Origin of the sequence: Veillonella sp. 3913 (genome assembly GCF_003992235.1) — a bacterium.
GTDB lineage: Bacteria > Bacillota > Negativicutes > Veillonellales > Veillonellaceae > F0422.
Window position 1 is genome coordinate 351,431 of record NZ_RQVF01000001.1, and the last position, 21,428, is coordinate 372,858.

Annotated in this window: 30 protein-coding genes; 2 read left to right on the forward strand and 28 right to left on the reverse strand. The window is 41.0% G+C overall.

The annotated features are described in order from the left end of the window. Positions 1 to 491: 491 nt before the first annotated feature. The 9 genes from EO113_RS01750 to EO113_RS01785 all read right to left on the reverse strand — a co-directional run bounded on the left by EO113_RS01750 (position 492) and on the right by EO113_RS01785 (position 4,996). Positions 492 to 689, reverse strand: a complete 198-nt coding sequence (locus tag EO113_RS01750; protein ID WP_127135368.1) for a helix-turn-helix domain-containing protein — start codon at positions 687 to 689, stop codon at positions 492 to 494. 369 nt (positions 690 to 1,058) lie between these two features. After that, entirely contained in the window at positions 1,059 to 1,523 is a 465-nt protein-coding gene (locus EO113_RS01755; RefSeq protein ID WP_127135369.1) for a hypothetical protein, read from the reverse strand. A 3-nt stretch (positions 1,524 to 1,526) separates the two neighbouring features. Further along, the gene (locus EO113_RS01760; protein WP_127135370.1) at positions 1,527 to 2,048 is read right to left on the reverse strand and encodes an N-acetylmuramoyl-L-alanine amidase; all 522 of its coding nucleotides are present in this window, start codon (positions 2,046 to 2,048) and stop codon (positions 1,527 to 1,529) included. After that, a complete protein-coding gene (locus EO113_RS01765) occupies positions 2,045 to 2,374 on the reverse strand; it encodes a hypothetical protein (RefSeq protein ID WP_127135371.1) in 330 nt (109 codons plus the stop codon). The genes EO113_RS01760 and EO113_RS01765 overlap by 4 nt, the downstream gene beginning before the upstream one ends. A gap of 121 nt (positions 2,375 to 2,495) precedes the next feature. Beyond that, positions 2,496 to 3,047: a hypothetical protein gene (locus tag EO113_RS01770; protein WP_127135372.1), complete on the reverse strand. Its 552-nt coding sequence runs from the start codon at positions 3,045 to 3,047 to the stop codon at positions 2,496 to 2,498. 12 nt (positions 3,048 to 3,059) lie between these two features. Next, the gene (locus EO113_RS01775) at positions 3,060 to 4,115 is read right to left on the reverse strand and encodes a collagen-like protein (protein WP_127135373.1); all 1,056 of its coding nucleotides are present in this window, start codon (positions 4,113 to 4,115) and stop codon (positions 3,060 to 3,062) included. Further along, positions 4,108 to 4,452 carry a hypothetical protein gene (locus EO113_RS01780; RefSeq protein ID WP_127135374.1) on the reverse strand — a complete coding sequence of 115 codons (345 nt, stop codon included), beginning with the start codon at positions 4,450 to 4,452 and terminating at the stop codon, positions 4,108 to 4,110. Before EO113_RS01780 ends, EO113_RS01775 begins: the two co-directional genes overlap by 8 nt. Next, complete coding sequence (locus EO113_RS08090) at positions 4,430 to 4,585, reverse strand: hypothetical protein (protein WP_164726293.1); 156 nt, start codon at positions 4,583 to 4,585, stop codon at positions 4,430 to 4,432. The genes EO113_RS01780 and EO113_RS08090 overlap by 23 nt, the downstream gene beginning before the upstream one ends. Positions 4,586 to 4,597: 12 nt before the next feature. Continuing rightward, the gene (locus EO113_RS01785) at positions 4,598 to 4,996 is read right to left on the reverse strand and encodes a hypothetical protein (RefSeq protein WP_127135375.1); all 399 of its coding nucleotides are present in this window, start codon (positions 4,994 to 4,996) and stop codon (positions 4,598 to 4,600) included. An 85-nt stretch (positions 4,997 to 5,081) separates the two neighbouring features. On the opposite strand from EO113_RS01785, the gene EO113_RS01790 reads away from it, so the two are divergent. Both EO113_RS01790 and EO113_RS08095 read left to right on the forward strand, forming a co-directional pair. Then, entirely contained in the window at positions 5,082 to 5,951 is an 870-nt protein-coding gene (locus tag EO113_RS01790) for a site-specific integrase (protein ID WP_164726294.1), read from the forward strand. Positions 5,952 to 6,474: 523 nt separating this feature from the next. Next, positions 6,475 to 6,699 (forward strand): hypothetical protein, encoded by a 225-nt coding sequence (locus EO113_RS08095; protein ID WP_164726295.1) that lies wholly within the window; start codon positions 6,475 to 6,477, stop codon positions 6,697 to 6,699. Positions 6,700 to 7,383: 684 nt separating this feature from the next. Here EO113_RS08095 and EO113_RS01795 read toward each other — a convergent pair. From EO113_RS01795 to EO113_RS01880, 19 genes are all read right to left on the reverse strand, one after another. Next, on the reverse strand, positions 7,384 to 8,628 hold the full coding sequence (locus EO113_RS01795) for a pyocin knob domain-containing protein (protein ID WP_127135377.1): 1,245 nt from the start codon (positions 8,626 to 8,628) through the stop codon (positions 7,384 to 7,386). Positions 8,629 to 8,631: 3 nt separating this feature from the next. Next, the gene (locus EO113_RS01800) at positions 8,632 to 9,252 is read right to left on the reverse strand and encodes a putative phage tail protein (protein ID WP_127135378.1); all 621 of its coding nucleotides are present in this window, start codon (positions 9,250 to 9,252) and stop codon (positions 8,632 to 8,634) included. 9 nt (positions 9,253 to 9,261) lie between these two features. Then, positions 9,262 to 10,320: a baseplate J/gp47 family protein gene (locus EO113_RS01805; protein ID WP_127135379.1), complete on the reverse strand. Its 1,059-nt coding sequence runs from the start codon at positions 10,318 to 10,320 to the stop codon at positions 9,262 to 9,264. A gap of 4 nt (positions 10,321 to 10,324) precedes the next feature. Further along, the gene (locus tag EO113_RS01810; protein WP_127135380.1) at positions 10,325 to 10,741 is read right to left on the reverse strand and encodes a DUF2634 domain-containing protein; all 417 of its coding nucleotides are present in this window, start codon (positions 10,739 to 10,741) and stop codon (positions 10,325 to 10,327) included. Further along, positions 10,738 to 11,151, reverse strand: a complete 414-nt coding sequence (locus EO113_RS01815) for a DUF2577 domain-containing protein (RefSeq protein ID WP_127135381.1) — start codon at positions 11,149 to 11,151, stop codon at positions 10,738 to 10,740. Before EO113_RS01815 ends, EO113_RS01810 begins: the two co-directional genes overlap by 4 nt. 1 nt (position 11,152) lies before the next feature. Continuing rightward, positions 11,153 to 12,112 (reverse strand): hypothetical protein, encoded by a 960-nt coding sequence (locus EO113_RS08220; RefSeq protein ID WP_240633647.1) that lies wholly within the window; start codon positions 12,110 to 12,112, stop codon positions 11,153 to 11,155. Positions 12,113 to 12,651: 539 nt separating this feature from the next. After that, positions 12,652 to 13,266 (reverse strand): peptidoglycan-binding protein, encoded by a 615-nt coding sequence (locus EO113_RS01825; protein WP_164726296.1) that lies wholly within the window; start codon positions 13,264 to 13,266, stop codon positions 12,652 to 12,654. Between the two features lie 50 nt (positions 13,267 to 13,316). After that, complete coding sequence (locus EO113_RS01830; protein WP_127135384.1) at positions 13,317 to 15,335, reverse strand: tape measure protein; 2,019 nt, start codon at positions 15,333 to 15,335, stop codon at positions 13,317 to 13,319. Between the two features lie 166 nt (positions 15,336 to 15,501). Beyond that, positions 15,502 to 15,933 carry a phage portal protein gene (locus tag EO113_RS01835; protein ID WP_127135385.1) on the reverse strand — a complete coding sequence of 144 codons (432 nt, stop codon included), beginning with the start codon at positions 15,931 to 15,933 and terminating at the stop codon, positions 15,502 to 15,504. Positions 15,934 to 15,942: 9 nt separating this feature from the next. Next, positions 15,943 to 16,440, reverse strand: a complete 498-nt coding sequence (locus EO113_RS01840; RefSeq protein WP_127135386.1) for a phage tail tube protein — start codon at positions 16,438 to 16,440, stop codon at positions 15,943 to 15,945. A gap of 10 nt (positions 16,441 to 16,450) precedes the next feature. Further along, a complete protein-coding gene (locus EO113_RS01845) occupies positions 16,451 to 17,806 on the reverse strand; it encodes a phage tail sheath C-terminal domain-containing protein (RefSeq protein WP_127135387.1) in 1,356 nt (451 codons plus the stop codon). Positions 17,807 to 17,817: 11 nt separating this feature from the next. Further along, positions 17,818 to 17,985 carry a hypothetical protein gene (locus tag EO113_RS08100; protein ID WP_164726297.1) on the reverse strand — a complete coding sequence of 56 codons (168 nt, stop codon included), beginning with the start codon at positions 17,983 to 17,985 and terminating at the stop codon, positions 17,818 to 17,820. Further along, positions 17,978 to 18,418 carry a DUF6838 family protein gene (locus tag EO113_RS01850; RefSeq protein ID WP_127135388.1) on the reverse strand — a complete coding sequence of 147 codons (441 nt, stop codon included), beginning with the start codon at positions 18,416 to 18,418 and terminating at the stop codon, positions 17,978 to 17,980. The genes EO113_RS08100 and EO113_RS01850 overlap by 8 nt, the downstream gene beginning before the upstream one ends. Further along, positions 18,411 to 18,977, reverse strand: a complete 567-nt coding sequence (locus EO113_RS01855; protein ID WP_127135389.1) for an HK97 gp10 family phage protein — start codon at positions 18,975 to 18,977, stop codon at positions 18,411 to 18,413. The genes EO113_RS01850 and EO113_RS01855 overlap by 8 nt, the downstream gene beginning before the upstream one ends. Then, entirely contained in the window at positions 18,974 to 19,348 is a 375-nt protein-coding gene (locus EO113_RS01860; RefSeq protein ID WP_127135390.1) for a hypothetical protein, read from the reverse strand. Before EO113_RS01860 ends, EO113_RS01855 begins: the two co-directional genes overlap by 4 nt. Continuing rightward, positions 19,324 to 19,722: a hypothetical protein gene (locus tag EO113_RS01865; RefSeq protein ID WP_127135391.1), complete on the reverse strand. Its 399-nt coding sequence runs from the start codon at positions 19,720 to 19,722 to the stop codon at positions 19,324 to 19,326. Before EO113_RS01865 ends, EO113_RS01860 begins: the two co-directional genes overlap by 25 nt. Next, on the reverse strand, positions 19,676 to 19,861 hold the full coding sequence (locus tag EO113_RS01870) for a hypothetical protein (protein WP_127135392.1): 186 nt from the start codon (positions 19,859 to 19,861) through the stop codon (positions 19,676 to 19,678). The genes EO113_RS01865 and EO113_RS01870 overlap by 47 nt, the downstream gene beginning before the upstream one ends. A gap of 11 nt (positions 19,862 to 19,872) precedes the next feature. Continuing rightward, complete coding sequence (locus EO113_RS01875) at positions 19,873 to 20,724, reverse strand: N4-gp56 family major capsid protein (RefSeq protein ID WP_127135393.1); 852 nt, start codon at positions 20,722 to 20,724, stop codon at positions 19,873 to 19,875. Beyond that, entirely contained in the window at positions 20,724 to 21,335 is a 612-nt protein-coding gene (locus tag EO113_RS01880) for a phage scaffolding protein (protein WP_127135394.1), read from the reverse strand. The genes EO113_RS01875 and EO113_RS01880 overlap by 1 nt, the downstream gene beginning before the upstream one ends. Between the last annotated feature and the right edge of the window lie 93 nt (positions 21,336 to 21,428).

Consider the following 21,428-nt stretch of genomic DNA (forward strand, 5'->3'; position numbering starts at 1 on the left):
TTAAAACTTTCAAAATGGATAGCCTAACGTGTATAAGTATTAGCGGTACTTATCTTATACGTTAGGCTTTTTCATTAATTATTTAAATAAATCAATGAGATGTACTATTAATTTTAAGATTAAAAATAATCTATACATATTTCTAAACTTTTTCATAGTACCACCTCCTCCCATAATAGGAAGAGATGATTCACACCCAAAATACAATAAGAACACCTGAGGAACGCAGTTAGACGTAGTAGCCTTGTGATGGCCCCTTACTACCTAACTCACACAAACACAAGAAGAGCACGGCCTATTCCTGAGCAAGCATAACCACTGTATAGTTGAATGTTCCGATTAACCATTGATATTATCGCATTCTCATTGGTATAGGTTGAGCAACTGTTGAGCAACCGTAAATAAACTATAATGAATTAGAGTGGATTTATATTATTTAATACTAAATATAAATAAGCCTACCAACCAATTGCAGGCGGTAGGCTTTTAAACTATTTACTTTTCTCTTCGCCATATAGTCGTGACATGCCAGCCACTGTAACTAACCACGATTTACCCGATTTGCGACATTCCTTATCAGTAAACTGCTTGTTAGCATATCGCTTTAAACAACATTGTTTAATAGAGTCCGCAGGAATCCCCCACCGTTCTCCAGCTTCTTGTGTAGTCATTACATCTTCTAATTTCATTACAGTACTCCTAATACGATTAACAACGTGTAAACAGACAATACAAATGCTATTACACTAATTATTAAAGTCAACCTTGAAATCATATGCGTTCCATTGATATAATAGTATGGAAGATGTGGGGCTCTTTCGAGCCCCTGTGGTTACCTATTTAACAGTTCTATTACCGCAATCGCTAGTTGGATAAACGCTGTTATAATTGGTAGCCACTTTTTTATTTTCTTCCTATACCGTTTCAACGGTTTCACCTCCTTCCTTATGTATATATTATAACACGTTTTCGTGTTATTTGCAAGTATTTTATTAACAAAAAAAGCCTATCAATCCTGATATATCAGCGGTTGATAGGCTTTTCTAGTATATAAAATTTTATTTTACAGCCAGCCCGACCAACAATAAACCACTAATCAACACCCACGTGTTGCGCTGTCTGTGCAGTCGCCGTTCCGTTTGGTGATTGCGCTTGATGTCTTTGTTCAACTCGTTCAAAGAGTTGTTCATTTCGTTCAAGTAGGCTTTCTGCCTCATCAAGTCGTTTTGTGCCTTGGATAAGGCTTTCGCTTGCTCGTTGTTGATATTTTTGAGCTCTGTCAATTCGTTCCCTTGCTTGTTGATTAAGCTGTGCGCTTCGCTCAACGGAATCCGTGACATCCTTATTAATGTCAAGGCTTTCTCGTTGTTGGCCTTTAGCTCGTTCCAAGTGCTCAACGGTACTTTGATGGTCTGTGTCTTTACTTCCACCAAAGATGAACCATCCGCATAAGATAATAAGGACGGCCACCACAATATACACAGTGCCAGAATACCGAGTGAAATACGTTTTAAGCTTATCATGCATTAATACCCTCCTTCATAATCCGTCACGCCTCTTGCGATTGCCCTCACGATTTTATCCAAGTTTTCATTCATAAACTCTAGGTCATCATCATTGTCAATGAACGCAATTTCCACAAGTGCTGCTACTGCATCTGTATGTTTTAGCACCCACAGCCCATCAGATTGCTTAACACCACGATCAATAGTGTTAGTGCTACGGATGATTTGAGATTGGATGTAGTTGGCCAACCGCTGTCCGTTGAAGGACTTATACCACGTTTCCGTCCCTCTAGCATTATGGGCGTTACTTGCATTGCAATGCAAAGATACAAATAAGTCCGCTCCCCATTCATTAGATGTAGCACACACCATATCAAGGTCATCGTCTTGCATGATTTTAACAATGCATCCTGCATTGGTTAAGTAGTCCGCAAGCATCTCACCTGCTTTGCGAACTACGTCACATTCTCTTGTTCCTGTATTAGGGTTAACAGCCCCACTGTCTATTCCAGGGTGATGCCCTGGGTTTATGAAAACCTTCATTTCGTATCCTCCTTCTCCAGTTGATCAGGTACTCCATCGCCGTCCTTGTCCACCCATAGGGCAAGGAACCCTACAAGCGCCGTCAATACTGACGGAATAAAGATGTGGTCAATGATGTTAATACCGACTGTAATTAATTTTCCTGTATCATCTGATACACGACCAATAGTGAACGCTAGCACGTACTCGACCACCACTAATAAAATAGGTACTAGCATTACCAGTACCAGCAATCGTGTAGCCAATACCCCAGTAGGGTGGATGTTGGCAATTTGGATGTTTTTGAATACACCCTTAGCCTTATTAATTAACTCTTGTTTAATCATAAAATCTCCAATCTCATATGTTGGCCACGTTCATATAAAGCCATTCTTGGGATGTTCTAGAATACACCCTTAGCCTTATTAATTAACTCTTGTTTAATCATAAAATCTCAATTATCACATGTTAACCATTACCCCTCCATGCTCTGACAATCTCCAATAGTTTTAAATATAACTTATTGAAGTCGATTAAATCATCCTCAACCAGTTCACGCAAATTCTCTATGATTGACCAGCATTCTGAAAAGAATGGGATCAACATAAATACGAATGCGAATAGGTGGTCGAGGTATATTTCTGTACTTGGAATTTGAATATCTGGCAAGGAAACGAATATAACGGACAGCAACATCCATGCAGGGTACTGCACGCATAGCTTAATAAGTAAGTCGCCTCGTAGGCGTTCACTCATCAAATATCGCTTACTTTCATTCGTTTCCTTGTTGAGGTACTTCCCTTTCCCCCACCCATACCACACTAATGTGGTAATAAGGTTGAATGCCGTATTGGGGCGGTCGTTATCTTTGTTGTAACGCAATACTTCCGTTGCCACTCGTTGGGTTGTATCCACAAATAGCAACGCCGTAGTTAATATGATAATTACACCCATATCTACAACGTGCTCATGGGATACACCATTAATCAACGTCAATACTATCTCATTAATTAAGTTCATTTGTATCTCCTTCTAGCCCTTCTTAATCGTAGAGATGGTTAATACACCATTGTTTAGTTGGTTAAACTCACTTGTTGGTGGGTCATCGTCAGTAACCCACGTACAAACACCTAACCTTAATAGTTTTGTAGGTATAGCGTTCCTTGCTTCTGGTCCTTTGCCATCAAAGTGAAATCTAATAAGTTTCAGGTTCTCCTTATCACCGAACATTACTGCACCCACTGTCATACCGTTATCATTAACAATATCAGCATACACTGAGCTAGTTGGAACGAAACCGTCTGGAATTATTGTGTGTCCTTGAAATGATGATCCAGATGGCTTTTGAACTAACAACCAAGTACCGCCCTTACCATTAACATCAGATTCCCTTTTTGGTAATCTGTTAAAGTTTTGGTCCGTCGGTGGAGTTATAGAGATAGTTGCCCAAGAATCACCTTTTGCGCCAACAACCACCGTATTTCCTATTCTAGTGAATAGAAAATGGCTATCGCCATTCATCCAAGAAGCTCCCTTAGGAGTTTTGTAAACGTACTTCTTTTGGGTTGCAGGTTCTGCCACACCGCCATCGCTTGAAACGGCATGAATAGTAACAGTATTGCCACCGCTAATACTTAATTGACCATTAGCATAAGATAGAGTTTGAGGCGCACTATTGGCACCTGTTGGACCAGGTGGACCTTGTGGTCCTACATCACCTTTGGGCCCTTTCAACGATTGCAATTGCTCAGCTGTGAAATCGCTGTATCGAAATGGTTCGCCCTTATCACCCTTTGGTCCCGTTTGTCCAATTGCACCAGGTGGACCTTGCTGTCCTTCTAACCCTTGTGGACCTCTCGGACCTACATCACCTTGTTCGCCTTTAGGTCCTGTTAACCCAATTAGCCCTTGTGGGCCTATCGGGCCTTCTGGACCACGTTCACCTTGAATGCCTTGGGGTCCTTGCTCACCTTTGTCGCCTTTATCACCTTTAGGTCCACGTGGACCAATGCCCCCTGTTCCCGAATAGTCAGCGACCCTAACGACATCGTACTCTTCACTATCAATAATGCGCACTACGTCATCCATTCAATCGCCCCCTATCTGATACGCTACCTTTAACTAGGATGTGGCCTTTTAAAATTTTAAATTTAGGCTTGTTATTTTGATCATACACAAAAACATCATAGACGTGTCGCCCCTGCGGAATGTCTCCTCCTAAAGTGAGTTTGAATGTACTTACTGCATCCTCGTTTACATTCTCTACCTTGGTAATGTTGAACTTTGCCGCAAATTCCTCATCGCTAGTATCTACACGCACTACAGCGAATAGGTCATCTGCCTGTACTTCTTTGTTGTATTCAATGATAAAGGAGCAAGGAACGCCCTGCTCCATAACAAAATTATGCTGTTTGATTTGAGTCATCTTTCTTTTCCTCTGATTCTTTTTCCGCTTCTTCCAATGCATCTAACAATACATTTTGCACGCAATCTTCAATCGGGCAGCGTCCATTTTCTAACAGAACCGAACCGCACCATTCGCAATATTGTTCTTTCATAATCAGCACCTCCTATTTCAATTCACGAATCTTCTTAATAAGGTCAACGTCAATTTGTTTAAATTGCGCCTTAATATCGTCAGTAGACAATCCTTTCATTTGCTTAGTCAAGAAGACTTCTTTTAGCTTTTCACGCTCTGCCTCTGCTTCCTTCTTTAACGCTTCGATTTTATCTTTTTTGGATGGCTCTACTACCTCTGGCACGTAGTCTATGAACTCGCCGTTTACATAGCATTTGTAGTCGACGAATTGACTCTGCATTTCATCCCCTCCTGTCACATAAGTGTGATCAGGGTACTCTTTCTTGGCGAGTTCAAGGCATGCTTCTTCTGATTCAGCGTGCACACCGACTAATAGGGATGTTACTCTTGTTCCCTTTTCGTCTAAAATAAAGATATATTTATTCTCCATTTCTTTATTCTCCTTTCGAGGTAAAATTATGAAACTAATTCATAAATTAAAGGGCGCAAGTAAACGCCCTTATGTTGTTTATTCTGTGGTAGGTTACTTCTCAACCTACGATGAAGCGGTAGATGCTCTCCACCAAAGTCGCCAATCCTTAACACTCAAGCAAGTCTATGAAATGTGGCTCCCGTCTCATTCTAAAAGCGTTAGCATTAACACCCTTAACAACTATGGTTCTGCATTCGCACACCTTGTAAGGATTCATAATGTAGCAATGAGTGACATCACATACTTACAACTACAAGCCATAATTGACCATATGCTTAGTACTGGGCTGTCCTACAGTTCTTGCAAGAAGGTCCGAACCTTGATTAGCCAATTATTCGACTATTCCATCATCAACTGTTGGTGCACCACCAACTATGCCAAGTTCCTAAACCTTGGCCACAATAAGCCCGTCCGACCGCATAAGCCATTCACTACTCAAGCAATCAACCGCTTATGGCGATTAGAGTCACCGCTCCACGATATTCCTCTGATTCTTTTATACACAGGAATGCGTGCATCGGAATTAATCAACCTCAAGGCTCGTGATGTTAACCGTAAGCAACATACGCTTAAAATCACATCTGCGAAGACGAAATCAGGCATCCGTACTATCCCTATCCACGATCGTATATGGCCTATCATCGAGCGTAGGCTCAATACTATTTACGTAATTCAGGAATGTCGTACTTACTCATCACTTAGTAGAGAATTTAATAAGGCAATGCGTGCCATCAATTCTAAACACACAACCCACGATTGTCGCCACACCTTCGCTACACGTTTGGATAATGAAGGTGCTAACTACAATGCCAAGCGATTACTGCTTGGCCATGCTAGTGGTAATGTTACCGATGGCGTATACACCCATAAGTCATTAGGTCAACTGCGTAAGGCAATTCGCCTTCTTAAATGACCAAGGGGGAATCCCCGTCACTACTTATAACCAAACAGATTCAATTAAAGACAAGGTTCACGCATTCACTTTGCCCATTTCTTTCAAGAAGAAGTGCTTATTCGCAATAGGCAGTGTTCAATCAAATAGCACTAGCGGTTACACCTATGTCAATGTGAATTATAGTCCCATCAAGTCAAGCCTCTCAAAATTGCACTTTCAATGTTATCAAGACTGGGAAAGTAGCTATGAAGGATTTAGACTGGCAGTGATTTCTGTTGGCTATTGATCCAAGGGGGAAATGGCTCTGATAACAATTGGAGTGATTATACCCCTAGTCAACCTTTTTACGAAGCTCGGTTTGGTCTTTCATTTAAAAAGAAAGTTTTATCTACCATCCCTATTTTTATATTAAAAGAAAAAAGGAATGAGTCACCTGTTATTGGCAATGTTATTCATTCTACAGCCTCGCTAACTAGTTTCACTGTAATGGCGAATGAAGTCGGAGGGGGCGAGCAATCTTGTCGCATGAAGTATCTGGCAATTGGCTATTAGCCAAGGGGGAAAAGCAACTATAAGCAGAAGAGAAGCTTTACCAGCATCAGCAAACTTTCCTATTTCGTTTAAAAGAGTATTAACTGCGGTAGGGACATTAGATAATTATACTCCCGAATATAGTGGGCATAACTTCGACGATGAAATAACATTAACAAACACAAGAATTACATTCAAATATTATCAACATTATTACATCGCCATCGGCGTTTAACCCCAAGGGGGAATATGTGGTGAATCAACATCTAAATTTGACTACAAAATATTCCCCATTGCATTCAAGCAAAAGTGCCTTATCATGAACGCGACCCCAACGACCGAGCAATACGTGATTAATGCTTGGGCTAGGGCAATTAATCAAACCAAATTTATTGCAGGGATTGACAATGATTACAACGGATTTTATGACTCAAACTCTATCCGATATATAGCTTATGGAGTTTAAACACCATAAGCTATCCAATACAGTTTTGAAATAGTAACATCATCGCTATTTGCCATAAAATTTTGTGCGCTTAGCTCGTTTACACGAACAAAACTTTTATAAGGGTTAGTGCCACTTCTACCAACAGGAGTAACGCTTACATTAACCACTTTCTTAAATGCAATTGGGAATACAATCGTTTCGTTGTAAACATGTAATTGAGCTTTTCCCCCTTGGAGATTAGACTCCTAATGTAATATACATCATGCTTGTTGCAGGGTTAGTACTTTTAGTAACAAACGAGGATTTTGTAACTTTCGTTACACACCATTCCTTAAATAATACGTTATTTGAAGTTAAAGCAGTGCGTTCATAAGCTATCTTTAAAACTGTTAAACACTTACTCGTAAAAGTAATTGGGAAGATAGTTGTTGTATCTTGTTCTAATGATGTTCGATAAACTCCCCCTTGGAGTTACAAACCTATGGCTAACCATGTTGTCTGATATCCCCTATTATCATGTGAATACAGCTTAAAATTTCGTAATGTTACCTCTTTGTAACTAGGGGCATTTACACCCCAACCTTTAGTGGCTTGAATACCTAAGACTTTCCGTTGGAATGCAATAGGGAATGTTACTAAATCGTCATTTGCTTCTGCTCGTTTTCCCCCTTGGATAATCAAGCCCCCAAAAGCCTCCCCGAAGCATATGTACCAGGCATTTTCATTAGAGAAATCAAATCTAACTCCTTTGGATTTTAGCAAGCTCGTTACATCCACGTTTACCTCTCCAATAAGCGCCTTTACAACCGATAATGTAGGGGCTAGTAAAGTGTTAGAATCGGACTTGTTGTTAGTGATTAGCTTAACGAGTTCCGTTGCATCGCCTTTGGTGACATTAATCCCTTCGTTATGTTTGGCAATACCTGTAATCGTATTATCCCAATCTCCAAAGTATTGCCATGCTCCCCATGCAACATAGAATGTACGGCTAGCTTGTTTTATTGCTTTACCTTGGCCGTGAGAGTAAAACGTTTGTGTGATAACGTTTCCGTCTGTTTTAGTCACATGGATTTGGCCATATGGGTAGATTTTACTAGAGCTTGGTGCGTTGCTCCATCCTAGCACTCCAGCATTACATTCGTAGATGCCAGGTTTGGTGAGGTCATTCCAGTTACGAATGTTGCTTGGAATTGCTGCACCACCTGCGTATCTATCTAAATTATGAGCACTCTCATTGTTGTTATGAGTTGTAATCTTGGCGTCCACTTGTTGCTCGTTCAGGCCCTCGTGTAAAGTCACGTTACACGTCACTTGTTGCGCATTACTGAACCCAAATGCCACATTCATGTTTTGGCGATAGATAGCTTGACCATTCGCTACTGGCAATGTGGATGGATCCCCATCATTCATAATGGAGTAGAGGATTAATTGTCCCCGTTTATCTCTTGCATAAAAGCCAATCTCACGCATGACAATTGGTGATTGAATAGATTCGTTTGAGATTCTGAACCGAACTAAGCACTCGGTGTTATCCTGTGTGATTCCAGCAATTTGCAATTTCAATTTCTTTGAGCCTAGGCTGTTGGCTGTTTCCACGTTAGTTACATTGCCATCCCCTAGCCAAATTTCTTCAATATGTAATTTTAATTCATTTGCCATAACGGATGCTTGTAATTGCTTACCGACATTCGTTAGATAGGCTTGACTCCATGCCATCTGTTACCTCCTTGTGATTTCAATTGTGGTGCCTGCTAGTACCCCACCGTTATAAATGGTCGTTGAAATGTCATAATCTCTAGGTTTTAAAATCGTAATTTCCTTATCAACTAGATATAATCCACCGCCAACATTCAATTTTGTTTGAATTTTCTCTTCTACTAGTGTTTTTAACAGCAAATTCTTAGGAACGATTGGTTCCGCATAATTAATGACCTCACTCGATCGTTCACGCATTTCTTTACTTAAAATGAACCAAATTTCATAGAGATTTTCGTTCAAATCCACACCAACAGCGCCACGACCAAATGTGGCATCAAGCATTTCTTGAAGTTTCTCCACAGTATAAGGTCGTGTGCCCGCCAATAGTCGTAGTATGCGATTGCGCCTATCCTCAATGGTGTCAGTATCTTGCGGTAGTACCTCAAGTATCCACTCCCAATGCGACAATCCGAGCTCACCCATGGTAGGAATGAACTGATTATCAAGTAAATCTGCCATGATTTCCCATAAGAGTATAAACTCAGGATTCTCTACACGCATAATTTCTTGCATATCTCGACTGTCACGGCTAACAGGTGGTAAGAATTGTGCTATATCAATATCGTTACGTCTATATTCCATAGCAATCACCTATGTTAATGTTAATCTGCCAACGGTAGGAATTTGATGTGCTTCTAGTAGAACCTTATCATTTCTACCGTTGATTGTGACGGAATCAACATCAATGACGTTAGGGAGTTTTAGGATTTCAGACACGATATAAGCTGTCCTTACCGTGTCACGACCTCTATCGTCATTCTCGCCCCATCCTTTACGAATGCCTAGCAAGTAGGATTCAATCGCCTTGGTTGCGATTGGTTGTAAATCTTGAGATGTTCTTCCACCGCTCAATGTCACTCTTGCGTTAATAGTGAGTGGTGCAGATTCTGCGCTAACCACTGTTACGGTGTGACCAATTGGAGCAATGCCATACCCTTTGCCTTGTGGTACTGGGTCGATTTTATTTTGAACCATTTTAATGAGTTCAGAATCCGCTACACCGTGTTCACTGTTAGTAATAACTAGCTTAACGGTGCCCCCGCCATTCCAACATCGGTATACTTTCACTCCGCCAATACCTGGAATAGCAAGCACCTTTTCTTTGTAATCTGCACCATTACCACCGTAAGCCTTAGATTTTAAGGCATCAAAATATCTTTTACGAAATACTTCGGTGTCTTCTTCATCTTCACCAGGAGTTATGATTTTTACGATTTCAGCGCTTGTAAGGCCGTTTACAGGTACTACAGGGGTAATATATCCAATGCATCCATTTGCACCACGCCCACGGCTCTCACAGCGCAATTTATACCTATGATTGGTATCATCTATCACTTCATCAACAGTAAAATTGTATTCTTCAAAGTTAAAACGACTTCCAAGTGGCACTGGAGCATTAAACTTGCCCTCTACCTCTGCAAAAGTCGCTTCTTCTGGATATATGTTGAACTCCGAGGCTCGCAATTTCAAGAATTCACGGCTCGCTGTTTTAGCGAATGTTTCTTTTAAAATCACATCGGCCATGATATAGAGTTCAGATAGCTCGATAGATGCTGGAGCCGTTGCATCATAAATGATTGATCCCTCACGCCTATCGAATGCATGATTGACTCTACCGAGCATTCGCTGCTCGATTTTGTCAGCCGTCATGTGCTCATACAACGTTAATCAGCTCCTTTCTTAAATCTGTAATCGTACCATAGATTGTGTCTACACTAAAGGTTATGAATACATCGCCTTGATTGTGTCCGAACTCAAATCCATATACATCTATTATGCGATCGTCAGCAAGTAGCGCTTCTGAAATGCGTCGCTGTAACTCTGCGTAAACGTATGGTATTGGTTGGCCAAACAGGTCTTGTAATTCAATCCCATAATTCCAGCTGTAAATGATGTATTCGTACCGTTCAGTATTAATAATCTTATAGATAGCTTGTTTCATCGCTTCTAATTCATCTATAAACCCTCTAATTTGGCTGTCTCTGCCATAGTCAAGAGAATACGTATAACTAGGTTGATGGACAATAGTAACGTCAGCTATCGTTTCATTAGGCGTTAATCTATCACTCATTTAGTAGTACACCCCCTATTCGGATTGTACCAGCGGTCAAGCACAATATAGCGTTGTCCGCCACTCTCTTGAATTAGTATCGCCTTATCCCCTACCTTGAGTGAATTGTGGATAAGGAATTTCTTTCTACCTACATAATCATGATTGTGGCTTTGATATTCCGCCGCACCAACACCACCAGCACGATTCTCTGTAACATGGTCAACGCTTATCTCTGCCGTCCAATCAGTTGTATTTTTAGTAAATACCAAGTTGGTTTCAGGTATGATAATTTTAGGGTCAACCTGTATTTGATAGGGACTAGTGCTTATAACTTCCCCTATCACAATATCACTCATGACGTAGGCATTCATGGTGTCAGTGACCAACGTTTTGAAAGTGTCCACTAGTTTATTAAAATCATTCTCCATGTTACCCCATCCTTATCACTTTGGTAGGAGCTTCACCATTACCCCATGCGTAATTCACATCACCATATCTCATAGCATAACCACGGCTTGAACTATTACCAAATCCACCGCCTGCACCATCTGCTATAATGACATGATCGTTATTGCCATATACGAGTAAGTCACCTTTGTTGGCATAGCCATTGAAGGATTCGACTTTATACCCTTTAGCCTTTAATGAACTTTCAAGCGTGTCAACATCTGCCACGCCTCTATCGGCCAATTCCTTGAGGTCTTTGTTATAGTACGAACCAGTTTTTACAGCTACGTCTACACAACCGACTTCACCATATTGTGAGGCCATGCCCTCATTTGCTTTGAATCCGTAATCCACTTGATTTGGGTTAACTCCTGTCACCGCATTACCTCCGCCGTGCTTCGATTTCTGCTCCGCTGCTTTAATCTGCTCAACGGCTTTTGCATCTTCATCTTTGGCGACTTCATATTTTGCTGGGTCGCCTTGATAGTACACATCAAGGTCCATGGAATGGTAGCCATGCTTGATTGTATGTGTTACTGATTCCACCATAACGTAATTATCTACCACAATATCACCTAGATTCTTCTTGAGGTATAACAAGGTGCCACCACGTACCCTAACATCGCCAATGACATTCTTGAGCCTAATTTCACGTGTTTTGCGGTTCTTTAGGCTTATAATTCGCTTGGCTCTATCAACTGCGTTCGTCACCTTATCATCTGGCATCATAAGATACTGCAACCGTCCCCATTTCTCGATGTTTTCGTCATCTTTTAAAATGGCGGTGGTTACTAACTTCTTAGAATCTCCATCTGGCACGTTTCGCACTATCTTCACTTGATTGTACGTATCTTTGTCGATAGAGGTCTTGTAGTCGATGTTTTCCATCACATCGTCATCAATGAATATATCCGTTTTCATCGATTCCAATGACTTTAGCATTAGTTTCCCTTTGTCATCAAATAAATGGTAAAGGTCATGCTTTGGTGTATTAATTACCGTTTGCTCTAAGGCATACATAATGATGTCTATGAGGGTTTTATTCTTTTCTACACGCATTGGAGTAGCTGGAATAACGTACTGCGTATTGTCGAGTTCGCCTATTTGCAATCCAAAGTCAGTGGCTATCATTTTAACCAAATTGGTGGCGGTGATACCGCCGTATACGTAACAATCCTTGTTCTTCAAATATCGTAATTGGTCGTAGGCTGTAACACTGATTACACCGCTTTTGTCCCGCGATTTCTCAAACACGTTGCCAACGAATACAATATCGTCATTGAGTTTGAATTGAACTGCATTACCTTCTTCAAATTGCAAGATACCATCTGTCATTACTTTGAAAGTCATTTTAGAGGGAATGCCGTCAATTCCTCTTGTGACTTGCACTCCCTCTAAAGGGTCTACTAGGTATTGATCATTGCCATTCCTTATGATGAGTTGGTATCGATACGGTACTGGCATTGCCATTTGAGTAACCATCATTTACCTTCTTTCAACTGAATAACTTGACCAACCGCAAGTACAGCAGGAACTGCAACCTTATTGAGCGATGCAATGGCGAATAGATTGTTAGTATTGCCTAACTCACGTTTTACAATTTGTTGCAAGGTATTACCTTGTTTTACCTTAGCTGTTTGATTAGGCACTTTATCTGACGGCCTATTGGATTTGACCGTACCTTTTGCATTGCCTTTTTCGTCAGTTTCTACGGATAACTTCTTAGACCCCCAATCTTTCCACTGTTTCAAGCGAATAGGTACCTCACAGTCAATGCCTAATTCGTGAGATTCTTCAATTGAGTAGTCTTCTAACGTCACCTTAGTGTTGGTCATACTAAGCATGTCACCCTTTTCACTCATGCGTACTACGATGAACTGAAAAGGCTTTTTCTCTTGCTTAAATCGCTTGAGTTTATCGAGGTAATACTCCGCCTTTTTTGATTTCATAATAAGCGATTGATTGAAGGGGTAATCGTTGTTAGGAAGTAATATTTTGAATGACCAATCTGTGAGCCCTGGTGGCTTAATAATGTTAACCTCTCCAGCGCCTATCAAATCAATGGTTTCGTTTTTCCCATTTATGGATGTAGTCATCGAAGGTGGTGGAATCGGTATCTGCATTGAGTTCAAGAAGAAATAATACATTACATTGCCACCCCTTCCCGTTTCATGCCAACAGCATTACGAATGCCGTCGAGCAACTTGGATGTTACTCCATCTAATTCCATTTCATTTGATATGTTATTATCCATATTCACGTTTACAATTACATGAGACTGATTGAATTGGTTGAGCGCTGATTGAACCGCACTTTCACGTAATTCCTTAATTTCATCCGCTGTCATCTCAACTGCATCTGCCGTCCGTTTTGTATGGTGAGCTGTTTTTCGACCTGCTTTAGAATCTTTGGGAGTCCCGTCTTTATGCGTCGGAATTTCACCTATTTTCTTTGCATCAAAATCAGGAATTTTAATTTGTGGCATTTCAAAGTTAAATAAATTTTCTCCCATCTTATAGCCAGACTCTGCATAATCCATTTGACTTACATAATCCATCTTTCCAAGTAATGTAGTTTCGCCACCTGCAATAGCCTTACGCTCTATATGAAGCGCTCCAGCATTAACCGTGGTGTCGCCTATGATTTTATCCATACCTGGAATTTTCTTAATCAAGGAAAGCGCCGAGTTCACCGCTTGGCCAATCAAATCTACAATGTCATTCCAAATATCTGCAAATAGGTTATAAGTTGCATTTAATGGGTCATTGAATACATTCCCAAGGAAGTTAGCAAATATTGCAATCCTGTTCCATACGAATGCGATCCCATTACGAATGCCTCCCCATAGCCAAGCGAACGCACCGAATATCAACCCTGTGGCACTAATTGAAGTACCCGCGAAATAGTTCACCGCCGATACTGCCAAATAGAACACGCCAATTAAAGCGATGATACCACCAACAATCCACGTAATAGGACATGCATATAGCGCTGCATTAAGTCCCTCTTGAGCATATGTCTCCGCTATTTTAGCAGCAGTTGACGCCCATGTAGCTACCGTTGCAGCTGCTGTTGATGCCATCATTACCGCCGTATTAGCTGCTGAAATTAAGGTCATCGTTGCATAATAAGTGAGCACTCCCACAGCAATTCCGAATGCCACCTCCACAATTCCAAAATTTTCACTGAGAAAATCACTGACAGCACCGAATGCTGTGGTAATGCTCGACATCGTCCACTCTGCTACTCCTACAAGCCAATAGAAGAACGGAGCTACATATTCTATGGCATTGGCTATACCGTCAAACATCCTGCCCATGACTTCACTGTTACCAAGGTCTTTTAATCTCTCGAATACGGGTGTAAATGCGTTGATAGCTCGGTTTTTTAACTCCGTCATATGGTCATCAAATGTCTTAGGCATTTTAGCAAATTGTGCTTCAATTTCTGGCATATTGTCCATAATCGACTTCTTAATTACTTCTGCTGTGACTGCACCCTCTGACGCCAATTTCTTTAACTCACCACGGCTTACACCCATCGTTTTGGCAATCATATTCTCGATAATTGGCGCATTCTCTGCAATTGAACGGAACTCATCACCTTGTAACTGACCGCTTGCCATGCCTTGGGTTAATTGGAGCATGGCACTCTTTTGGCTAGCCTTGCTAGCACCACCAATGACGAATAATTTTTGAATCCCCTCCATAAAACTTACTGCTTCACGTGGATCAGGGAATGCATCATGCGCTGACATGGATAATTGAGCTGTTGCCTCTGCCATTTCCATGTAACCACCTCTAGCTCGTATAGCTGATTCGTAGATTTTTTCATTCAATGCAACAGCATTGCCTTGATCGTTTGTAATCAAATTTAACCGTGCTCGTATTGAGTTGAACTCGTTAGCGGTTTCATTTAATCCTGTAATTGCGCCTGTGACCATGCTAATACCCCGCATGGCCAAGTCTGCAAAGAAATTGCCCGTAAACGATGCAAGGAATCCACCCCAACCGCTTTTAGCCGAGTTTGTGGAATTTATGAATTGTTGCATTTTGCCAGTCGCATTATTAGCGCCATTAGCAAGCTGTTGCATTCCATTTGCTGCACTTTGAGCAACCGCTGGAATATTGGTTGATAAGTTTATATAGTTTGTAATTGTTGCCACTAGATTCCGCCTCCTTTCTGTGCTTTCCTCTCATCCTTGGCGTGTTGTTGCATAAATGCGTAAATACAAGCCCGTTCCTCTAAGTCCATGTTAATGAACTCAGAGGGACGGATGTTGTATTTTACAAATGCTACATAGGCGAGGTATGTCTCACCGTCATTGGCGCTTAGGAGTTTTTTACTTCTTTAACCTTATCCTTAAAGCCAGTTTCAAAGCCTTGCGCCTCTTGAATGGCACGTGTTAAATCTGTTAACTCACCACCATTTAACATAGCTTTCACCAAATCTAACTCGTTGGATACTCCCCAAGAGTTTTGTAATTCCATATCATCTAATGTTGGGAATACAATCGTACGGACTAGCAATTCATCTGTAAATGCTGTCAAATCCATACGCTCTTCGGCGGTACGTGTACCAGGTTCGTATACTTTTTTAGTAAAACGAGCCCGTAACTTATCTAATTCCTTATTAGTTAATACACGGATGCGCCAAACGATAGGCTTACCTTCATCATCTGTAAATCGTTTCGATGCAACGTACTCTACTTCCGTTACAATCTTTGCGTTTTGCTTAAAAAAGCCTTTTAATGTTTCAACCATGTGTGCCTCCTATGCGTTCATTCCATCTAATTCTTTAAAGTGTGTAACGTAACGCACACTTTCAAATGTAAATGCTAATTCATCTTCAAGCCATTTGCCATCCGCATCAAAATCAGCTACTGGCGTAACATCTAAGTTACAGCCAACTAAAATAACAGAACGGGGTCCTGCATTTGACGTTGGATCAAGGTTTGTAACTTGCATATCAAAGTATGTATCTACACCTGTTTTAATCAACTTTTCAATCATTTCATCAAATAAGGATGTATTCTTATAAATCGTAAGTTTGCCCGTACCTTCTAAGGATGTTGTTTTATTGCCTTTCAACATTCGCCCTAAAATAGCAACTTGATCCTTTTTCTTTTTAACTTCTGCCTTTAAATTCTTGGCTTGAAATAATAACTTTCGTTTATTATTGGCAATGACGTAACATGTCGCCAATTTAGCACTGATAACATCGCTAGCATTCATTGTGCCAACTGAATTAAAAGTATTTTCTTCTGCCATATGTTACCTCCTATTCTACGATTACCGTCATATAAAGTTTTTCCATCGCAACCGTAGGTTGAATGTTTACATTTACAATGACATCTTCTTTATTGTCGCCTTGCGTTGGAATTTCAATATCTTTATCGTCAAAGTTTTGAATTGCACGAACTCGTTGATACTGTTCCCCAAGGTAAACTAGGTCACCCCACAACGCACGGCGTCCATCTGCATCATTTTGAACCTTGCCTAAGTACATTTTGTTGAATGTACGACCTGCATCAATCGCCCAATTGTCCAGCACACGGATAACTTGGTTTAATGCAAAATCTTGGTTCTTTTCTTTTGTGAACTCTGTGAACGTATTGATGTCTTTTAACACACGTACTTCACCTTGCACATTACCGCCTACTGGGTCGGATACGTTATGGAACATGAACATGCCATCTTTGATAGCTTGCTCAAGTTCGAACTGTTTATATTTGGTATTGATCGTAAACTCACCATCGTATCTACGGTTAGATAAGGACTCATTGATATTACAAGAGGCCTCACTGCCAACAGTCCAATACACTGCGGAGGTTGGGTCTTCGCCTTGGTCTGTTACTGTATTTAAAATACTAATTACACCCTCGTTGTTAACGCCTTTTTTGCCGTGACATACAAGTTGGCATTTTGCTCCAGTGAAATTACGCACTCGGGATGTAAAGGCAATCAATAAATTCTTGATAGTTTCATCAGAGCCTACATAACCTAAGATATTAAAGTAGTACGGCTCTAAGAACTCAAGGCCGTCTTGATAGTTTTTACTAGTCACAACGGAACCGTTTGTACCACCTGTGAAAGCTGTGTAAGCAGTTGCCACTAAGTTAGCGTTCTTTTTAAACTCAACGTATGCATTATCCACTAAATCAGATGCCTTAGAAACAGCTGTTTGTTTATCCACCACTTTACGCACATCATTTGTTGTGATGTAAGTCGTTACGATGAACGCACTTGTTGCGTCTGGGTCAGATTGTACAGATACCCCGAGGTCATTTCCTCGAATACCAGCATATTTCGCCTTACCATAGTCATTGCTTGCTTTTTCCCCATCGCTATTTAAGCGGTAGAACTGACCTGTTTTTAAATGTTTAAATAAATCACGTAAGCCTTTCATTTTAGGGTGTCCAAAATCGTAGCCAAAATAATCTTGGCAATTCTTTTGAAACTCATCCACATCTACTCGGAATACCTCGCCACTTGGGCCCCAATCAAGGGCTAACATCATAGCGCCGTATCCACGGTCAGCCACTTCTGCGTACGGGCGTGTTTTACTTACAAAGTTGATGTATGCCCCTGGCAAGACTTTGTTATGGAACAAAAACGTTCCTCCACCTAATGCCATATGTGTACCTCCTAATTTTTAAATTCAACAATCGGACGATTGAACTCATTTTGTAAAATCTCATCAATCTCTTCATGCGTATATGTCATATTGTCATCTAATAACACGGCTAAGATATCCTTGTATCGTTTATATTTCTCCGATGCAATGATGGTGTAACCGTCAAATCGTTCATCCATTGTTTGAACTCCTTTCATTAACTTGCAATCTCTCCATTGCTGGAACTTTCTTACTTTCCTTGTGAAGTAGCATTTCGTATGTCACACTAAAGTGCAAAACCCCATCGCTTTCGTCGTATTTCATGCTCTCACCACGTGTGATGCGGTCACCCAATTTCACGTACTCCAATATGTCGTAAAGCTGTTCTCCTATTTGCAGTAGGTCCTTGCGGTAATCCACTGGAATACTTTCAGCATTTAGGAAGTATTTAACAGAATAATCAAGCTTGCGATCATACAACTTGGAAACGTGTAAATCGTGGTTAGAATCGGCTACACTCACAAGGAAGCAAGGAAACTTCATCTTATTTTCTTTCCATTCCAAGTACACTGGCACTCTGAATGCGTCATATAGGGCCTTAGTGATGCCCTCTGTTAATAACGTGTCAATCATTCTGTAACATGCTCCTTAACCACGCATTAAACCCACTATTCATGATGTTATTTGCATTACTTTCAACCACATTCTTCGCATGCAACGTGATATTTAGCCCTTCAACCCAAGATTGTTTTAAACGTCCACCTTGAACCTTACCGCTTTGCCACTCTGCGCCAATGAATGGTAGGAACTGCCCTATCTTTTGGCGGTGGCCATCATCCACATACGATGAATATGTAGACGTGTTGAATACTTTTACAGATAGGGTCAGCCTGTTACGGCTATTGCCATCGTGAAAGAATGGCTTATCCATAAACCAACTACGGCGCATGTTCTGCGTATCAAAGTAGTGAGTTTCGTATTTTGGATTGCCTTTACTGTCATTTCCCACTAGCATTTGAATGCTACGTGGTCCCACTGGGGTTTTCTTCTTCGCCTCACGCAAATATACGGCGCCCATTCGCTTTACAACGGAGCTCATAACTCCAGCTAATTGTGCTGGGTCCGACATTCGCTCAAGGTTTTGTTGAAATGTCTCAATTCCGCTGAAATCAAAATCTAACTCTGCCATCATCGCACCTCCAAATTCTCTAACTGAATTTCTTGGTGGCTGTCATACACGTTTGGCATTGAACTAGACTTTGCATAAAACTCTCTCTGACGTCCTACAATGTGCATGCGTGCTCCTTTAGGCACAATCACATTAGGCGCCAGGAATAACGTTGTATTTTGGGCGAATTTTGGCATGCCATCAGCTTGTGATGTGGTAGAGGATTTAAAAGAGACCCTACACGGATAGGGGCCCTCTTCTATCGTTCGATTGATACTAGTAATTCCCGTAGTTTCATCAACGGTATCCTCTTCGGTGTAAATAGTCACCATGCAATCATACATTCGCTCTAACTGCTTACGGTAAGCGCTCACCATCTGATTCGTCGGTAACATGCTAGCAACCTCCTATCTTCTTGAGTGAGTTCTCCAATGAGTGCTCGCAATCGGTCTTCATCGGTGGTGCCACCTAGGTCAATAGATGTATCACCCATGCGAATAGATTTGGCGACTTGCGCACCATCACTGCCTAAAATCTCCTTGGCGTTCAAGTGAATGAACGTGCCACAAGCTCGACGTACAATGTACGTTTCTAGCTCTATTGGGAGTTCAGTGTGGTTAATGTCGGCTAGCGCCTTATCCAGTTCGCTTTGAATGATGTATTCAATCATCTGCGTTTCGATGGCAACAAACCCTGTGGCACCTTCAATGAATTCAACTGCCTTAGGAATCAGCGCTTGCGCTTTCTTCTGCTCCTGTGTCTCCATCATCTTTCACCGCCTTCTTGCCTTTTGGCATATCTTCGGTTTCATCTACTTCTACAGTTTCCACCTCAGCGCTTGCGCTTTCTTCTGCTCCTGTGTCAACTTCCGTTTCAGGATGTAAATATTGTTGTAACAACATTCCCATATGTGAACCTCCTAGGCTTTAAATGTCATTTTTAAAACACGAGCTGGATTAGTTAATGCTACACCGTAGTGTTCATCTGCTGTAATTACTGTCATCTTGCCAACGATGTCACGATCGGATTCTACTTGTACGTTTCGTTTCAAGTACAAAGATACTGCTGGTAAAGTTGGTGTGCCTTCACCACTGTTAGGAGCCATTTGCACCATGAAGTTAGTGAAGTTAGCTCCCTCTTTTGGTACTCGACGAGATACCACTACTTCAACGCCACAAATAGAACCGATGGCGCCTGTCATCATCAAGTCACCGCCGTATTTGTTTTTGTCGATAAAATCAGTGGATTTGCGGATTTGAGTTAATTGCTCAGGGTGAATGAATAACACCTTAGGCACGTCTGATTCTTCTGCGAACTTATCAACGCCATTTACAATTCCTTCATAAGAGATTTGATTTGCGGATGTTACTTCTAAAGTTGTTGTTTTCAACGTCGCAATAACGTCATCTTCGATTTTGTCAGCGATAGACATGCCTAATTGTCGAACCGCTTCGCCAATGGGGTCTCCGTAACCAGATAACACCGCTTCATCTGTGATTTTTACGCCGATACCCGCTTTTTTGATAGTGAATTTTTTCGCCGTTGTAGTTAATTGATTAAGGTCAATCGCAGCGCCTTCTGCAACGTCCTTTGCGGAGCCAATGTAATCATATGCTGGTACTGTTACAGTGTTACCAGGTTGGCCTTCAAGCGTTGTGTCGACCGCTAAAATGTTTGCGAATTTAATCGCCTTCGGTAAGTTAGCGGAAATCATATCCGCCATAACTTCTGGATTAATTAATTGTGCTAATTTTGTTGTTCCTTGTGGCATTATTCGTTACCTCCATTTGTTAATTCTGAATAAGCATTTGGGTCATCTTCTTTGAGTTTTGCTCGTTGTAAGTACCCCATTTTGTTGAATTGTTCTTGAGTAATTCCTGTGGAGCCTTGGCCACCATGTGGTTCACCTGGTGTGACTCCAGTCGGTTTACTTTCGGACTCAAATAAATAAGGATCAGATTCCTTCAACTTAGTCAGTTGGTCATCCAATCCTTTAATAGTGCCGTCTTTGAGTTTTACGTCTTCTAAATCGAGTAAAGCTCGAACGGCTTTTCCATTTTTCGCCTTGAAAGTCATTAGTGTACGTTCTACAATGCCGTCTACCTCCATCTTGTGAATTTGAGCTGTGTACTCTTCATCTCGTTTGACTTGAGCAGCTTTCATTTCGTCAATTTGCTTGGCTAATTCTGCATTGTCAGCATTGGTCTTTTTCAATGCTTCAATGTCGGACTGCATCGTAGTTAATGATTCCTTGGCTTGCTTTAGTTCTTCATTTTTTTGATTAAATTGATTCTTTGGAACGTAGTTCTTTCCGTAATCCTCTACTACTTTTTCAATTTGCTCATCTGCGAGCCCTAAAGCCTTTAATTCTTCTTTTGTCATCGTTGTGACTCCTTTCCACTTCGCTTTATTTTCGAGTGCAACACCACTCTATGTGAGCTTGTTAGTTTTCGCCCAACAACGCTAAATGGCATA

Bases quoted from the DNA above. Each gene is read 5' to 3' on its own strand.
- EO113_RS01835 (WP_127135385.1), bottom strand. From the start codon at position 15,933: ATGGTTGAAACATTAAAAGGCTTTTTTAAGCAAAACGCAAAGATTGTA.
- EO113_RS01750 (WP_127135368.1), bottom strand. From the start codon at position 689: ATGAAATTAGAAGATGTAATGACTACACAAGAAGCTGGAGAACGGTGG.
- EO113_RS01850 (WP_127135388.1), bottom strand. From the start codon at position 18,418: ATGATTGACACGTTATTAACAGAGGGCATCACTAAGGCCCTATATGAC.
- EO113_RS01785 (WP_127135375.1), bottom strand. From the start codon at position 4,996: ATGGAGAATAAATATATCTTTATTTTAGACGAAAAGGGAACAAGAGTA.
- EO113_RS01780 (WP_127135374.1), bottom strand. From the start codon at position 4,452: ATGACTCAAATCAAACAGCATAATTTTGTTATGGAGCAGGGCGTTCCT.
- EO113_RS01855 (WP_127135389.1), bottom strand. From the start codon at position 18,977: ATGATGGCAGAGTTAGATTTTGATTTCAGCGGAATTGAGACATTTCAA.
- EO113_RS01775 (WP_127135373.1), bottom strand. From the start codon at position 4,115: ATGGATGACGTAGTGCGCATTATTGATAGTGAAGAGTACGATGTCGTT.
- EO113_RS01860 (WP_127135390.1), bottom strand. From the start codon at position 19,348: ATGTTACCGACGAATCAGATGGTGAGCGCTTACCGTAAGCAGTTAGAG.
- EO113_RS08220 (WP_240633647.1), bottom strand. From the start codon at position 12,112: ATGCTAAAGTCATTGGAATCGATGAAAACGGATATATTCATTGATGAC.
- EO113_RS01770 (WP_127135372.1), bottom strand. From the start codon at position 3,047: ATGAACTTAATTAATGAGATAGTATTGACGTTGATTAATGGTGTATCC.
- EO113_RS08100 (WP_164726297.1), bottom strand. From the start codon at position 17,985: ATGGATGAACGATTTGACGGTTACACCATCATTGCATCGGAGAAATAT.
- EO113_RS01845 (WP_127135387.1), bottom strand. From the start codon at position 17,806: ATGGCATTAGGTGGAGGAACGTTTTTGTTCCATAACAAAGTCTTGCCA.
- EO113_RS01805 (WP_127135379.1), bottom strand. From the start codon at position 10,320: ATGACGGCTGACAAAATCGAGCAGCGAATGCTCGGTAGAGTCAATCAT.
- EO113_RS01870 (WP_127135392.1), bottom strand. From the start codon at position 19,861: ATGGGAATGTTGTTACAACAATATTTACATCCTGAAACGGAAGTTGAC.
- EO113_RS01865 (WP_127135391.1), bottom strand. From the start codon at position 19,722: ATGATGGAGACACAGGAGCAGAAGAAAGCGCAAGCGCTGATTCCTAAG.
- EO113_RS01875 (WP_127135393.1), bottom strand. From the start codon at position 20,724: ATGCCACAAGGAACAACAAAATTAGCACAATTAATTAATCCAGAAGTT.
- EO113_RS01815 (WP_127135381.1), bottom strand. From the start codon at position 11,151: ATGGAGAATGATTTTAATAAACTAGTGGACACTTTCAAAACGTTGGTC.
- EO113_RS01840 (WP_127135386.1), bottom strand. From the start codon at position 16,440: ATGGCAGAAGAAAATACTTTTAATTCAGTTGGCACAATGAATGCTAGC.
- EO113_RS01880 (WP_127135394.1), bottom strand. From the start codon at position 21,335: ATGACAAAAGAAGAATTAAAGGCTTTAGGGCTCGCAGATGAGCAAATT.
- EO113_RS01800 (WP_127135378.1), bottom strand. From the start codon at position 9,252: ATGGAATATAGACGTAACGATATTGATATAGCACAATTCTTACCACCT.
- EO113_RS01825 (WP_164726296.1), bottom strand. From the start codon at position 13,266: ATGACTACATCCATAAATGGGAAAAACGAAACCATTGATTTGATAGGC.
- EO113_RS01765 (WP_127135371.1), bottom strand. From the start codon at position 2,374: ATGATTAAACAAGAGTTAATTAATAAGGCTAAGGGTGTATTCAAAAAC.
- EO113_RS01760 (WP_127135370.1), bottom strand. From the start codon at position 2,048: ATGAAGGTTTTCATAAACCCAGGGCATCACCCTGGAATAGACAGTGGG.
- EO113_RS01810 (WP_127135380.1), bottom strand. From the start codon at position 10,741: ATGAGTGATAGATTAACGCCTAATGAAACGATAGCTGACGTTACTATT.
- EO113_RS08090 (WP_164726293.1), bottom strand. From the start codon at position 4,585: ATGAAAGAACAATATTGCGAATGGTGCGGTTCGGTTCTGTTAGAAAAT.
- EO113_RS01755 (WP_127135369.1), bottom strand. From the start codon at position 1,523: ATGATAAGCTTAAAACGTATTTCACTCGGTATTCTGGCACTGTGTATA.
- EO113_RS01795 (WP_127135377.1), bottom strand. From the start codon at position 8,628: ATGGCATGGAGTCAAGCCTATCTAACGAATGTCGGTAAGCAATTACAA.